This is a genomic window from Kitasatospora sp. NPDC086791, from assembly GCF_040685975.1.
Classification (GTDB): Bacteria; Actinomycetota; Actinomycetes; order Streptomycetales; family Streptomycetaceae; genus Kitasatospora.
Genome location: NZ_JBFBOC010000005.1, coordinates 152,024 through 166,326 on the forward strand (window position 1 = coordinate 152,024; position 14,303 = coordinate 166,326).

General features: G+C 72.9%; 10 protein-coding genes. 8 read left to right on the forward strand and 2 right to left on the reverse strand.

The features are described from left to right. Positions 1 to 37: 37 nt before the first annotated feature. The 6 genes from AB0Q99_RS11000 to AB0Q99_RS11025 all read left to right on the forward strand — a co-directional run bounded on the left by AB0Q99_RS11000 (position 38) and on the right by AB0Q99_RS11025 (position 5,606). Complete coding sequence (locus tag AB0Q99_RS11000) at positions 38 to 892, forward strand: bifunctional methylenetetrahydrofolate dehydrogenase/methenyltetrahydrofolate cyclohydrolase (protein WP_363570270.1); 855 nt, start codon at positions 38 to 40, stop codon at positions 890 to 892. Positions 893 to 910: 18 nt separating this feature from the next. Then, positions 911 to 1,336, forward strand: coding sequence for a DUF3017 domain-containing protein (locus AB0Q99_RS11005; protein ID WP_363570271.1), 426 nt, complete (start codon positions 911 to 913; stop codon positions 1,334 to 1,336). A 221-nt stretch (positions 1,337 to 1,557) separates the two neighbouring features. Next, on the forward strand, positions 1,558 to 2,550 hold the full coding sequence (locus AB0Q99_RS11010) for a malate dehydrogenase (RefSeq protein WP_363570273.1): 993 nt from the start codon (positions 1,558 to 1,560) through the stop codon (positions 2,548 to 2,550). Between the two features lie 108 nt (positions 2,551 to 2,658). Continuing rightward, on the forward strand, positions 2,659 to 3,984 hold the full coding sequence (locus tag AB0Q99_RS11015) for a hemolysin family protein (RefSeq protein ID WP_363570275.1): 1,326 nt from the start codon (positions 2,659 to 2,661) through the stop codon (positions 3,982 to 3,984). A gap of 30 nt (positions 3,985 to 4,014) precedes the next feature. Continuing rightward, complete coding sequence (gene trpS, locus AB0Q99_RS11020; protein WP_363570276.1) at positions 4,015 to 5,055, forward strand: tryptophan--tRNA ligase; 1,041 nt, start codon at positions 4,015 to 4,017, stop codon at positions 5,053 to 5,055. 62 nt (positions 5,056 to 5,117) lie between these two features. Further along, positions 5,118 to 5,606 carry a 2'-5' RNA ligase family protein gene (locus AB0Q99_RS11025; RefSeq protein WP_363570278.1) on the forward strand — a complete coding sequence of 163 codons (489 nt, stop codon included), beginning with the start codon at positions 5,118 to 5,120 and terminating at the stop codon, positions 5,604 to 5,606. Between the two features lie 46 nt (positions 5,607 to 5,652). Here AB0Q99_RS11025 and AB0Q99_RS11030 read toward each other — a convergent pair whose 3' ends face one another. Together AB0Q99_RS11030 and AB0Q99_RS11035 are read right to left on the reverse strand one after the other, a co-directional pair. After that, positions 5,653 to 8,166 (reverse strand): CDP-glycerol glycerophosphotransferase family protein, encoded by a 2,514-nt coding sequence (locus AB0Q99_RS11030; RefSeq protein WP_363570280.1) that lies wholly within the window; start codon positions 8,164 to 8,166, stop codon positions 5,653 to 5,655. Between the two features lie 296 nt (positions 8,167 to 8,462). Next, a complete protein-coding gene (locus AB0Q99_RS11035; RefSeq protein ID WP_363570282.1) occupies positions 8,463 to 12,035 on the reverse strand; it encodes a CDP-glycerol glycerophosphotransferase family protein in 3,573 nt (1,190 codons plus the stop codon). Positions 12,036 to 12,168: 133 nt separating this feature from the next. Between AB0Q99_RS11035 and AB0Q99_RS11040 the strand changes: the two genes are divergently transcribed. Both AB0Q99_RS11040 and AB0Q99_RS11045 read left to right on the forward strand, forming a co-directional pair. Then, on the forward strand, positions 12,169 to 13,167 hold the full coding sequence (locus tag AB0Q99_RS11040; protein WP_363570284.1) for a glycosyltransferase: 999 nt from the start codon (positions 12,169 to 12,171) through the stop codon (positions 13,165 to 13,167). 81 nt (positions 13,168 to 13,248) lie between these two features. Further along, positions 13,249 to 14,298 carry a YhjD/YihY/BrkB family envelope integrity protein gene (locus AB0Q99_RS11045; RefSeq protein ID WP_363570286.1) on the forward strand — a complete coding sequence of 350 codons (1,050 nt, stop codon included), beginning with the start codon at positions 13,249 to 13,251 and terminating at the stop codon, positions 14,296 to 14,298. Positions 14,299 to 14,303: the final 5 nt, after the last annotated feature.

Genomic DNA, 14,303 nt, shown 5'->3' on the forward strand with positions numbered 1-14,303 from the left:
GGTACGGCGACCGGCCGGGATCCGGGAGAATGGGGTCATGACTGCCCAGATTCTCGATGGCAAGGCCACCGCCGCCGCGATCAAGTCCGAACTCGCCGCCCGCGTGGCGGCCCTCAAGGCGAAGGGCGTCACGCCCGGCCTCGGCACCGTCCTGGTCGGCGACGACCCGGGCAGCCGCTGGTACGTGAACGGGAAGCACAAGGACTGCGCCGAGGTCGGCATCGCCTCGATCCAGCGCGAGCTGCCCGCGACGGCGAGCCAGGAGGACGTCGAGAACGTCGTCCGCGAGCTCAACGCCGACCCGACCTGCACCGGCTACATCGTCCAGCTGCCGCTGCCCAAGGGCCTGGACCAGAACCCGGTCCTGGAGCTGATGGACCCGGACAAGGACGCCGACGGCCTGCACCCGACCTCGCTCGGCCGGCTCGCCCTGGGCATCGACGGCCCGCTGCCCTGCACCCCGCTGGGCATCGTCGAGCTGCTGCGCCGCCACGGCGTCGAGCTCGACGGCGCCGAGGTGGTCGTGGTCGGCCGCGGCATCACCGTCGGCCGCTCGATCGGCCTGCTGCTGACCCGCCGCAGCGAGAACGCCACGGTCACCCTCTGCCACACCGGCACCCGGGACCTGAGCGCCCACCTGCGCAAGGCCGACATCATCGTCGCCGCCGCCGGCGTGCCGCACCTGGTCAAGCCGGAGGACGTCAAGCCCGGCGCGGCGGTGCTGGACGTGGGCGTCAGCCGCAGCGAGGGCAAGATCGTCGGCGACGTCCACCCGGGCGTGGCCGAGGTGGCCGGCTGGATCTCCCCGAACCCCGGCGGCGTGGGCCCGATGACCCGCGCGATGCTGCTCAACAACATCGTCGAGGCGGCCGAGCGCCGCGCCGGCATCTGATACCCCAGGACGGCGAGCATGACTGAACCGCGACCGGCGGGGACCCCGCGCAGGCCGCTCAAGACCACCGGCACCCTGCCGCCCGAGGGCTCGGCCGCGGCCCTCGGGCGCGAGCACGCCCTGCCGGTCCGGCAGTGGCCGATAACGCTGGTCCTCCTGGTGGTCGGCGCCGGCCTCGCGGTCACCTGGCTCGCCGACTTCAAGGACGGCTTCAAGTACGGGCTGCTGATCCTCGGCGGCGGCGTGCTGCTCGGCGCGGTGCTGCGCCTGGTGCTGCCCGAGGTCGGGATGCTGGCGGTGCGCAGCCGTTTCACCGACGTGATCGTGCTGACCTTCCTGGGCGCCTCGATCGTGCTGCTGACCCTGGTCGCGCAGCCGAACCCGTGGCTGCAGATCCCGCTGCTCGACAACATCGGGCAGCTGATGGGCCGGCCCAAGCACTGACCGGCCCGCGCGTCGGCCGAACGGCCCCCGCCCCGCCCCCGGAATCCGGGCGCGGGGCGGGGGCCGCGCCGTTCCTGTGACGCATCAGCCAGGCCCGCGCACGCGGCGTACGCTTCCCTTTGCGATAACCTGACGCCGGTCTCTCGACGTCGAGAGACCATCCTCGGCTCCAGTGCGCCGGTGTGCCTGGGGCACCTGGCGATTTGCTGGAGAAGGTAGAAATGACTCGCACCCCCGTCAACGTCACCATCACCGGAGCGGCCGGCCAGATCGGCTACGCGCTGCTCTTCCGCATCGCCTCGGGCCACCTGCTCGGTGCCGACGTGCCGGTGAACCTGCGCCTCCTGGAGATCCCGCAGGGCCTCAAGGCCGCCGAGGGTACCGCCATGGAGCTCGTCGACTGCGCCTTCCCGCTGCTTCGCGACATCACCATCACCGACCAGCCGAACGAGGCCTTCGACGGCGCCAACGTCGCGCTGCTGGTCGGCGCCCGTCCGCGCACCGCCGGCATGGAGCGCGGCGACCTGCTGCAGGCCAACGGCGGCATCTTCGGCCCGCAGGGCAAGGCGATCAACGCCCACGCCGCGGACGACATCAAGGTCCTGGTCGTCGGCAACCCGGCCAACACCAACGCCCTGATCGCCCAGCGCAACGCCCCGGACGTCCCGGCCGAGCGCTTCACCGCGATGACCCGCCTGGACCACAACCGCGCCGTCGGCCAGCTGTCCGCCAAGACCGGCGCCCTGGTCTCCGACATCAAGCGCGTCACCATCTGGGGCAACCACTCCGCGACCCAGTACCCGGACGTCTTCCAGGCCGAGATCGCCGGCAAGCCGGCCTTCGAGGCGGTCGGCAGCGACCTGGCCTGGCTGGAGAACGACTTCATCCCGACCGTCGCCAAGCGCGGCGCCGCCATCATCGACGCCCGCGGCGCCTCCTCGGCCGCCTCGGCCGCCAACGCCGCCATCGACCACGTCCACACCTGGGTCAACGGCACCGCCGAGGGCGACTGGACCTCCATGGGCGTCGTCTCCGACGGCTCCTACGGCGTCCCGGCCGGCCTGATCTCCTCCTTCCCGGTCACCACCAAGGACGGCAAGTTCGAGATCGTCCAGGGCCTGGAGATCTCCGACTTCTCGCGCGCCCGCATCGACGCCTCGGTCAAGGAGCTGACCGAGGAGCGCGACGCGGTCCAGGAGCTGGGCCTCATCTGAGCCCGCCCCGCACGGCTCCACCGGCGGCCCGCCGCTTCCCCCACGGAAGCGGCGGGCCGCCGCCGTGTCCGGCCCCGGTCCGCACCGGCCGCCCTACACTGGCCCGCTGTGAACGAAACCCTCGGGGACGCCGCGCTCGTCCTCGTCTTCATCCTGCTGGGCGGGCTGTTCAACGTCGCCGAGATCTCGCTGATCTCGCTGCGCGAGGGCCAGATCCGGACGCTGGAGGCGCACGGCACCCGGCGCTCGGCCCGGGCCGCGCACCTGGCCGCCGACCCCAACCGCTTCCTGGCCGCCGTCCAGGTCGGGGTGACCTGCATGGGCTTCCTGTCCGCCGCCTTCGGCGCGGACACCCTGGCCGGCAAGGTCGCCCCGCTGTTCGTCCGGGCGGGCCTGGCCGAGGGCGTGGCCGACGCGATCGCCCTGGTGAGCCTCACCCTGGTGATCAGCTACGTCTCGCTGGTGCTCGGTGAGCTGACCCCCAAGCGGATCGGTCTGCAACGCGCCGAGTCCATCGCGGTGACCGCCGCCCCCGTGGTGGACGTGATGTCGGTCGTGCTGCGCCCGGTGATCTGGCTGCTCGGCCACTCCACCAACCTGATGGTCCGGCTGCTCGGCGGCGACCCGACCGCCGGGCGCGGCTCGATGAGTTCCGAGGAACTGCGCGGCCTGGTCGCCGCCAACACCGAACTCGGCAGCGACGAAAGGGCGTTGATCGCGGACGTGTTCGCCGCCGGGGAGCGCCAGCTGCGCGAGGTGATGGTCCCGCGCACCGAGGTGACCTTCCTGGACGCCGAGCGCCCGCTGGCCGCCGTACGGCACCAGGCCGACACCTCGCCGCACTCGCGCTACCCGGTGGTCGAGGGCAGCGCCGACGCGGTGGTCGGCTTCGTCCACGTCCGGGACCTGTACGGCGCGCGCGGCGAACAGGCCGCCAAGGTCCGCGACCTGGCCCGCCCGGTCAAGCTGCTGCCCGGCACCAAGCGGGTGCTGGAGGCGATGGGCGAGATGCGCCGCGAGGGCCACCACCTGGCCATCGTGGTGGACGAGTACGGCGGCACCGCCGGGATCGTCACGCTGGAGGACCTGGTCGAGGAGGTGATCGGCGAGATCCGGGACGAGTACGACCGCCCGGAGGCCGCCCCCACCCGCCGGCTGGCCGGCGGCGGCATGGAACTGGACGGCTTGCTCAACCTCGGCGACTTCGCCGAGGAGACCGGGGTCACCCTGCCCGAGGGGCCGTACGAGACGGTGGCCGGCTGCCTGGTCGCCTCGCTCGGCCGGCTCCCGCGGGACGGCGACCAGGCGCGGGTCCAGCTGGAGGGCGGCGGCGAGGTGCTGCTGACGGTGGCCAAGGTCGAGGGCCGGCGGATCGCGCGGGTGAGGGTGAGTGCCGTCACACTCGCCGGACCTCCGGGGGCGGATGTTTCCTGAGCGACCGATGGAACTGGAACAATGGCCCGCATGGTCAACGCAGCGGTCACCGGTCCGGTCAAGGACCGTCCCCGGGTGCTCTCCGGCATCCAGCCCACCTCCGGCTCGTTCCACCTCGGCAACTACCTGGGCGCGGTACGCCAGTGGGTCGACCTGCAGAAGGAGAACGACGCCTTCTACATGGTCGTCGACCTGCACGCGATCACCGTGCCGCAGGACCCGGCGACGCTGCGCGAGAACACCCGGGTCTCCGCCGCCCAGCTGCTCGGCGCCGGCCTGGACCCGGAGCACTGCACGCTCTTCGTCCAGTCGCACGTGCCCGAACACGCCCAGCTCGCCTGGGTGATGAACTGCCTCACCGGCTTCGGCGAGGCCTCCCGGATGACCCAGTTCAAGGACAAGTCCTCCCGCTACGGCTCCGACAGCACCACGGTCGGCCTGTTCACCTACCCGATCCTCCAGATCGCGGACATCCTGCTCTACCAGGCGGACGCCGTCCCGGTCGGCGAGGACCAGCGCCAGCACGTGGAGATCACCCGCGACCTCGCCGAGCGCTTCAACACCCGCTACAGCCCGACCTTCACGGTGCCGAAGCCGTACATCCTCAAGGAGACGGCGAAGATCCAGGACCTCCAGGACCCGGCCGTCAAGATGAGCAAGTCGGCCTCCTCGGCCAAGGGCCTGGTGAGCCTGCTGGACGACCCGAAGGCCAGCGCCAAGAAGTTCAAGAGCGCCGTCACCGACACCGGCACCGTGGTGTCCTACGACGAGGAGGAGAAGGCGGGCGTCTCCAACCTGCTGCGCGTCCACTCCGCGCTCAGCGGCCAGTCCGTCGACCAGCTGGTCGCGCACTTCGAGGGCAAGATGTACGGCGCCCTGAAGACCGAGCTGGCCGAGCTGTTCACCGAGTGGGTCACCCCCTTCCAGGAGCGCACCCGCACCTTCCTGGACGACCCGGCCGAGCTGGACCGGGTGCTGGCGATCGGCGCCGCGAAGGCCCGCGAGGTGGCGTCGGTGACGCTGGAGACGGTGTACGACCGGATCGGCTTCCTCCCGGCCGCCAAGCGGTGACTCCCCTCACACACCTGCCCGGTGGTGGCGACCTCCCGGAGGTCGTCACCATCGGCGTGTCCGTGAGCGTCCCGGATCCGCACGGCGCGGCGATCCAGGACGCCCGGGCCGGGCTCGGCGATCCGCTGGCCCGGTCGATACCGACGCACGTCACCCTGCTGCCGCCGACCGAGGTGCCGGCCGAGGCGCTGCCGAAGATCGAGGAGCACCTGGCGGCGGTCGCGGCCGCGCACCGGCCGTTCCGGATGCGGCTGCTCGGCAGCGGGACCTTCCGCCCGGTCTCCCCGGTGGTGTACGTCCGGGTCGAGGAGGGCGCGCACGAGTGCCGGCTGCTGGAGGCGGACGTCCGCTCCGGCCCGCTGGCCCGCGAGCTGGCCTTCCCCTACCACCCGCACGTGACGGTCGCCCACGGTCTGTCGGAGGACGTGTTGGACCAGGCGTACGAGCAGGCGCGCGGCTTCCGGGCCGCCTTCCCGGTGCCGGGCTTCGGCCTCTCCCGGTTCGACGCGGACGAGGTCTGGCGGCCCTGGCGGACCTACGCCTTCTCCTGAGCCGGAGTTCTGCTCCTGAGCCGGAGCCGGGGCCCGTCCTCGGCGCTCAGGCCCCCGCCTCCCGCCCCGGCCCGAGCATCCGGTCGACCACCCGGCAGGCCGCGCCGCCGTCGTCCAGCGCGCAGTGCACGGCCCGGAAGCGCCGGTAGCGCTCGGCGTAGCCGGGCGGCAACGCCGCGCCGCCGTCGGCGAGTTCGCGCAGCGCGCCGAGCAGTCCGGCGGAGGTCGGCACCAGCGGGCCCGGGGCGTTCGGCTCGAAGTCGAAGTAGAAGCCGCGCAGGGTGTCGCGGTAGTGCTCCAGGTCGTAGGTGAAGAAGTACATCGGGCGGCCGGTGATCGCGAAGTCGAACATGATCGACGAGTAGTCGGTCACCAACACGTCCGCGACCAGCAGCAGTTCCTGCGGGTCGGGGTAGTCGCCGCAGTCGTACCGGAAGCCGTCGCCCGTGCCCGGCAGGGGCTCGCGCACGTGCGCGTGCGGGCGGACCAGCAGCACGTGGTCCCGGCCGAGCAGCCGCCGGGCGTGGTCGAGGTCCAGTCGCAGGTCGAGCCGGAAGCCGTCGCCGTCCGCGCGCCGCCGGTCCTCGCGCCAGGTCGGCGCGTACAGCACGATCCGCTTGCCGTCGGGGACGCCGAGCCGGCGGCGGACGGCCGCGGCGGCCCGCGCGTCCGGGCGGGCGAGCACGTCGTTGCGCGGGTAGCCGGACTCCAGCACCTCGCCCCGGTAGCGGAAGGCGCGCCGCAGGATCGGAGTGGCGAACGGGCTGGGGGAGAGTAGCAGGCTCCACTGCGGGGTCTCCCGGTCGAGGGCCTCCAGGTAGCCGTGGTCGGCCAGCCAGGGGTTCTCGACGTCGTGGGCGATCCGCTTCAGCAGCGAGCCGTGCCAGGTCTGCACGACGACCTGGCCGGGGCGGCGCTCCAGGAAGTCCGGGAAGTGCGTGTTGCCGACCAGGTACCGGCAGGTGGCGAGCGCCCGGTACCACTCCGGGCTCCAGATCCGTACCGGGGCGACCCCGGCCGGCAGCTCGGCCTGGGCGTCGTCGACCACCCACAGGTGCTCCAACGGCGTTCCACGGCGGACGAGTTCGGTGTGCACCGCGCGCGGGGAGTCGGCGTAGCCGCGGCCGCCGAAGACGTCGTACAGCACCGCCTCGCGCAGCGGCTCGCGGCGGGCGGCCGGGTAGCGCTCGGCGCGCTGGCGGCTCTGCGTCCAGGCGCTGCGCTCGGCGGCGTCCAGCACGGGGGTGGAGTCCACCAGCAGGGTGTCGTGCCAGCGGCGCTGCAGCAGGATCCGCTTGCCGCCGGCCGTGGCGGTGGCGGGGACGGCGGGCAGCGCGGCGGGGGCGGCGAGCAGCGGGCGGACCGCGCCGGGGCCGTCGGCCGGTTCCAGCACGGCCTCCCAGATGCCTTTGCGCAGCGGCAGCGCGGTGCCGTCCGAGCCGGTGCGGGTGGCGGGCACCCGGGCCAGGAAGCGGCCGTCCGGGCCGGTCCGGACCGGCGTGCGGACCTCGCTCGCGGTGCCGCAGTGCCGCAGCACCAGCTCCAGCCGGTCCGCGGTCGGGTCGGGGCAGTGGCCGGCGAGCTCGAAGCCGTCGGCCCGTACCGCGATCCGGTCGACCAGGCCGGCCGCGGGCTGGACGCACACCTGGAGGCGGCCGTCGGCGAGGTGTTTGAGGTAGAGCACCCGGCCCGGGGCGCCGGGCAGCGGGTGCTGGCCGGCCACCGGGCCGCCGCGCTCGTCGAGGCAGAGCCGCTCGGTGCCGCCGTCGGGGCGCCGCAGCGCGGCGTCCCAGTGCTCCAGTCCGCCGCTGCCGCGCCCGTCGGCGGTGAACGGCCGGTACGGCAGGTGGGCGGTGAAGGTGTCGCCGCCGCGGGTGAGCGGCCGCTCGATCACCGCGTCGCTCTGCCGGTGGCGCAGCCGCAGCACGGTGCCGGCCGGGCAGCCGTCGGCGACGCCGGTCAGGTCGAGGCCGGCGGAGGTGCGGGCGGCCCGGGTGATCCGGACGGCCGGGCGTTCCAGCCGCAGCCGCAGCAGGCCGTCCTCGAAGTACGGCTGGAGGTGGACGTCGTGGTCCACCCAGCGGGTCGGCGGGTACTCGCCGGAGCCGCACCAGTGCGGGGCGAGGGCGCCGTACTGGCGGCGCACCCGGGTGGCGCGGGGGCGGGTGAAGAGGGTGGTCTCGATCCGCCAGTCGCCGAGCAGCCACCGGCCCTCGCGGCGCAGCCGGCCGGGCCGCAGCAGCGCGGTGAAGCCGGACCAGTCGTGGTTGTGCTCGGGCTGGGCGCTGTCGTCGGTGATCTCGGGCATCCTGCGGGGTCTGGAGCGCAGGTGCAGCGGCGATTCGGCCGGGTCCTCGTGGCGCAGGGTCAGCCAGGTCCAGGCGGAGCCGGGGCGGCTGGTGTCCAGACCCTGGGGGCGGGCGAAGCCGGTGAGCTCCAGCGCGCGGCCGTGCCAGCGGGCGCGCAGCAGCCCGAACACCACGTCCTCGTCGGCCGCCGGGCGGCCGGTGGTCACACGGGGAACGGCGTGCGGCAGGACGAACCGTGTGAGCACAGGCATGGCGGCGGGAGCCCTTCGGAATGGAAATTCATATCCCATCCGGAAATGACGCCCCGGGTCAACTGCACGCTTTTTCGAATTCGCTGGGGAATTCATTTTCCAGAACTGGGGTTCGGGCCCTGTTCTGGTGTTCGGGTGATTTCCGGGCCGGGCCGGCCCCCGATTTCCCCGGCGGTTCCCCGGTGGTTCCCCGATTTTCCCGGCGGTTCCCCGGTTCCCGGCCCGGGTGGCTCCCGGAAAAGCGGGAGGCGCCCGGCACCAGTGGTGCCGGGCGCCTCCCGGGGCGTTCGGGGCGGCTACTCCGTACGGAGCATCGCGTCGACCACCCGGGCCGCGGCCTTGCCGTCGTCCAGGTCGCAGTACTTCTCACGGAACGCGGCGGCCTTGTCCGCGTACTCGGCCGCGACCTCGTCCACCCGGCCGAGCGCGGAGACCAGCTCCTCGGAGGTGGCCAGCAGCGGGCCGGGCGCCTCCGCCTCGAAGTCCAGGCTGAAACCGCGCAGGTTGTCGCGGTAGTGCTCCAGGTCGTGGGTGAAGAAGAACATCGGCTTGCCCGTCGACGCGAAGTCGAACGCGCTCGACGAGTAGTCGGTCACCAGCACGTCGGCGATCAGCAGCAGCTCCGCCATGTCGGGGTAGCTGCCGACGTCCCAGATGTAGCCGTTGCCGGCGCCCGGGATCTGGCCGCACATCATGGTGTGCCGGCGGACCAGCAGCACCTGGTCGTCGCCGAGCGCGGCCTTGGCCGCCGCCATGTCGATCCGCAGGTCGATCTGGTAACCGCCCTGCGGCCTGCGCCGGTCCTCGCGCCAGGTCGGCGCGTAGAGCACGACCTTCTTGCCCTCGGGCAGACCGAGCCGCTCCCGGACCTGCTCGGCGGTCTTCTCCCGGTCGGCCGCGAACAGCAGGTCGTTCCGCGGCGAACCGCTCTCCAGGATCTCGCCCTTGAAGTCGAAGGCGCGCCGCAGCACCGGGGCCGACCAGCTGTTGCCGGCCACCAGCAGGCTCCAGTTCGGGACCTCCCGGGCCAGGCCCTTGAGGTAGTTGGAGTCGGTGAACCAGACCTTCTCGAAGTCGAAGCCGACCTGCTTCAGCGGGCTGCCCCGCCAGGTCTGCACCACCACCTGGCCGGGACGGCGGACGAAGAAGTCGGGCAGGTGGGTGCTGGTCACGATGTACTTGGCGGTGGCCAGCGCCTCGAACCACTCCGGGCTCCACAGCCGGACCGCCGTCGCGCTCTGCGGCAGCTCGACCTGCATGTCGTCACTGCCCCACAGGTGCTCCAGGGTCAGGCCGCGGCGGACCAGCTCCTCGTGGACGGCCCGCGGCGAGTCGGCGTACATGCTGCCGTTGCCGGCGTTGTACAGCACCGTGTCGCGCACCGGCAGCCGGCGGGCGGCCGGGTAGTCGACGCTGCGCAGCTGGCGCTGGCGGTAGCCGGACCGCTCCTCGGGCAGCAGCGCCGCGTGCGCCTCCAGCGACAGGCCGTCGTGGTAGCGGCGCTCCAGCACGATGCGCTTGCCGCGGGACTCGACCTCCAGCGGCAGCGCCTCGAAGCACGCCGGGGTGACCTGCGCGGAGGCGTCGGTCAGCTTCTCGACCGGCGCGCCGATCTGGCGGAAGTAGACGTCCCAGGTGCCCTTGGCGAACGGCACCCGGCCGGCGAACGAGGCCGTCGGCACGGCGGGCAGCGCGGTGCGGAACCGGCCGTCCGAGATCTCCACCGGGTAGACGTGCTCCTCCTCGCGCCAGTGGTGACGGACCACCAGCTCCCAGCGGTGCGCGCCGGGCAGCGGGAACGAGCCGCTGAGCAGGAAGCCGTCGGCGCCGCGTGCCGACACCTCGTCCACCAGCGGCTGCAGCAGCTGATCGGAGAACTGCAGGTAGCCGCCGGGGGAGGGCTTGGAGTAGAGCGCCCGGCGCAGGCCCGCCGGGGCCTCCGGGTTCAGCGGCAGGTGCAGCTGCTCGGGCGCGTTGCGCTCGTCCCAGGCCAGCGGGACGACGCTGCCGTCGGCCAGCAGCAGCGTGGTGTCCCAGCGGTCGCGGGCGCGCTCGGCGGCCACCGGGTCCAGCTCGGCCCAGGCCTCGCGGACGGCGGTCAGCTCGGCGACCTCGAAGGAGGCGGTGAAGGGCTGCAGCGAGCCGACCGGCGCACCCAGCTCCACCGGGACGGTGACCTCACGGTCCGACTCGGTGTGGGTGAGCTGCAGCCGGGCCCCGGCGAAGCTCGCGCCGGAGCGGGCCGCGCCCGAGACCTCCACCCGGCCGGCGTGCGCGGCCAGGCCGGTCACCCGGGCCTTGACCGTCTCCACCCGCAGGTAGACGAAGTTGTCGCGGACCCACGGCACGATCCGCACGTCCGGCTCGACCCAGTGCGACGGGACGTACAGCGCGGTGTCGCTCCAGCCGGCCGAGATCCGGCCCTTGTACACCCCGCCCTTGCCCGCGCCGGCCACCAGGAAGCGCCAGTGCCCGTCCTTCCACTGACCGCGGTGCTTCAGCTTCTTCGGGTCGAGCGAGACGGTGAAGCCGGACCAGTCGCAGCTGTACAGGTCGTGGTTGCAGCTGGCGGTGGCCTCGGGGCTGTACGTGGTCTTCATCGGGACCGCGATCACCCGGCGGCCCTTGGTCTCGCGCAGCACCAGCGTGCGGACCATGTCGTGCTTGTTGGCCGCGCCCAGCTGCTCCGGGTACGCGTGCCCGGTCAGCTGCAGCTTCCCGCCCACCCAGGCGCTCTCGTACAGCCGGCTGCGCATGACCAGCGAGTTGTCCAGCTTGAGCACGCCGGCCGGCACGCTCTTGCGCCCGCCGCGCAGGAACGGGTAGTCGGCGTACGGGCGCAGCAGACCGCGGGCCTGGACACCGCCGCCGCTCTCGCCCTCGTACTTGATCTGGTCGACCAGCTCGTCCACCCGGCCCGCCAGGGTCAGGTGGTACTTCAGCCGCAGCGGCGCGCGCAGCTTGCGGACCTGCTCGGGGCCGATCGACCGGAGCAGCCGGCTGACGTGCTGGACGTAGGCGGCCCGGTACTCCTGGTCGCCGTCCACGACGGACCAGAAGAACATCGGGATCTCCTCGACGAGGGTGTTCTCGTCGTAGGAGCGCAGGTACTGGGCGAAGCGCGGCTCGGTCTGCTTCTTCAGCCAGCCGCGGACCAGCTCGACCGAGGCGACGCGGTCGATCAGGCCCTTCGGGTTGGTGCGCATCTGCGTGATCGACATCTCGCCGACCTCGCGCTCGCGCCAGTGGTAGATCGGCTCGGAGAGCACGTCCACGCTGGTGGCCAGGTAGTGGTGCGGCACGCTGACCGGCGCGTCCTCGTACAGGATGCCCTCGGGGTAGAGCAGGTCGGCCGCGTCGAAGAAGGAGCGGCGGTACACCTTGTTCCACGCGGTGCGGTCGGTGACCAGCGCCGGGACCTCGGTGATGTGGGTCTTGAGCCTGGTCTCCTTGAACGGCTTCACGTGGCCGCCGGACTGGTAGTAGCCCACGGCGCGGAAGCGCAGCACGTTGCCGGTGCAGAAGTCCGAGCCGGTCTCCTCCAGCGTGTTGATCATCAGCTCGTACGCGCTCGGCGGCATCGAGTCGTCGCTGTCCACGAAGCACAGGAACTCGGCGTCCGGGTCGATGTGCCGGATGCCGGTGTTGCGGGCCGCGCCGAGGCCCTTGTTCACCTGACGGACCAGCCGGAAGCGCGAGTCCTTGGCCGCGTACGCCTCGGCGAGCGCCGCGCTGTCGTCCTTCGAACCGTCGTCGACCATGACGCACTCGAAGTCCGTGAAGGTCTGGGCGGCGATCGAGTCGAGGCACTCGACGAGATAACGCTCGACGTTGTAGATCGGAACGACGATGGAGAGGCGGGGAGCCATCGGCTACGCAGGCCTTTCTGGGGAAGGAGCGTGGCAGCCCGTTGGGGGCCTGACCGCACTTCGATCGGTGCGTACGTGCGAGCCGATCCTACCTCCGGGACCGGGGCCGCCCCGGGGCCACTACGCTGGGCCCGTGCCCCGCTTCAGCCTCATCGTCCCCGTGTACAAGGTCCAGGACTACCTCGCCGAGTGCCTCGACTCGGTCCTCGCCCAGGACGGCCCCGACCTCGAACTGATCGCGGTGGACGACCGCTCCCCGGACGGCTGCGGAGCCCTGCTGGACGAGGCCGCCGCCGCCGACCCCCGGGTCCGGGTGCTGCACCTGCCGGAGAACGTCGGCCTCGGCCGGGCCCGCAACGCCGGCCTGGAGGTCGCCACCGGGGACTACGTCGTCTTCCTCGACAGCGACGACACCCTCACCCCCGGCCTGCTCGGCGCCGTCGACGCGCGGCTCGCCGCCACCGGCGACCCGGACGTCCTGGTCTACGACTACGCCCGCACCTACGCCGACGGCCGGATCACCCGGGCCGCCTCCGCGCACGTCTTCGGCGTCGCCTCCCCGGACGTCTTCGACCTCGGCGCCCGCCCCGACCTCCTCGACCTGCTCCAGGTCGTCTGGAACAAGGCCTACCGCCGCGACTTCATCACCGAGCAGCGGCTGGTCTTCCCGGCCGGCTACTACGAGGACACCCCCTGGACGTACCCGGCACTGCTCGCCGCGGGCCGGATCACCCTGCTCGACCGGGTCGGCGTGCACTACCGCCAGCGCCAGGAGGGCGGCAACATCCTGGCCACCGCCAGCCGCAAGCACTTCGACGTCTTCGCCCAGTACGACCTGGTCTTCTCCTTCCTCGACCGCCGCCCCGACCTGGACCACTGGCGCCCGGTCGTCTACGGCCGGATGCTGCACCACCTCAACACCGTGGTCTCCAAGCCCGGCCGGGTCCCGGCCGGCGACCGCCGCGAGTACTTCCGCCGCGCCGCCGCGCACTGCGCCCGGCTGCGCCCGGCCGACTACCGACCGCCCGCCGGCGTGGACGGGGTGCGCACCGAACTGCTCGGTCACGGCCGCTACGGCGCCTACCAGGCCGTCCGCGCCCTCGCGAAGGCCCGTCGGCTCGTCCGGCGGTAGGGCCCCGGCCCCGGCCCGGCTCCCCGAACCGGGCCCCGCGCCTGACGACCATTCGGGGGACGGGCCGGTATAACCGGTCGGGTGGACTTCCTGACCCGCCTTCCGGTCATCGGCCCGCTCGTCACCCGGGTGCTGCGCAGCCGCCCGTACCGGGTGTACGAGTACTTCTCCGCGGCCCGCGGCAACCGGCTGGCCGGCGCCGTCACCTTCTTCGGCTTCCTGGCCCTCTTCCCGCTGCTCACCGTGGGCCTGGCGATCGCCGTCGCGACCCTCAGCGACAGCCGGGTGCACGACCTGCAGGAGCGCATCGCCGACCAGTTGCCGGGCATCTCGGACGCGCTCGACCTGCCGTCCCTGGTGGCCAGCGCGGGCACGGTCGGGCTGGTCGGCGGGGCGCTGCTGCTGATCTCCGGCCTCGGCTGGGTGGACACCATGCGCACCTCGATCCGGGACCTGTGGCAGCTGCCGGACGAAGAGGGCAACCCGGTGCTGCGCAAGGCCCGGGACGTCGTGGTGCTGGGCGGCCTCGGCCTGGTGTCGCTGCTGTCGCTCGCCGCCTCCGCCGCCGGGACGACCCTGGCCGGGCGGATCGCCGCGGCGATCGGCCTCGGCAGCGGCTACCTGCTCACCGGCGTCGGCGTGCTGATCGCCATAGGGTGCGACACGCTGCTGTTCGCCTACCTGCTGGGGCCCTTCCCGGGGATCACCGGCCAGCGCCGCCGGGACGTCCTGCGGGGCGCGTTGATCGGCGCGGTCGGCTTCGAACTGCTGAAGGTCCTGATCGCCTCCTACCTCGGCTCGGTCGCCGGGCGGAGCCTGTACGGCGCCTTCGCGACCCCGGTCGCGCTGCTGCTGTGGATCAACTTCGTCTGCCGGCTGCTGATGTACTGCGTGGCCTGGACGGCGACGGCCGACCCGGTGGCCGCCCGGGAGCGGACCAGGGCGCACGGGCGGGCGCTGCTGGAGGCGGCCGACCGGGCGGAGGCCCGGGCCGACGAGGCGGAGGCCGGGAAGCCCGCGGCGCACCCGGAGCGGACCGGGCCGACGACCGGGCCGACGACCGGGCCGACGACCGAGGCCAGGACCGAAGCGGAGGCCGCGGAGAACGGAAGGGCCCGGCCCCAGGACTGAGGCCG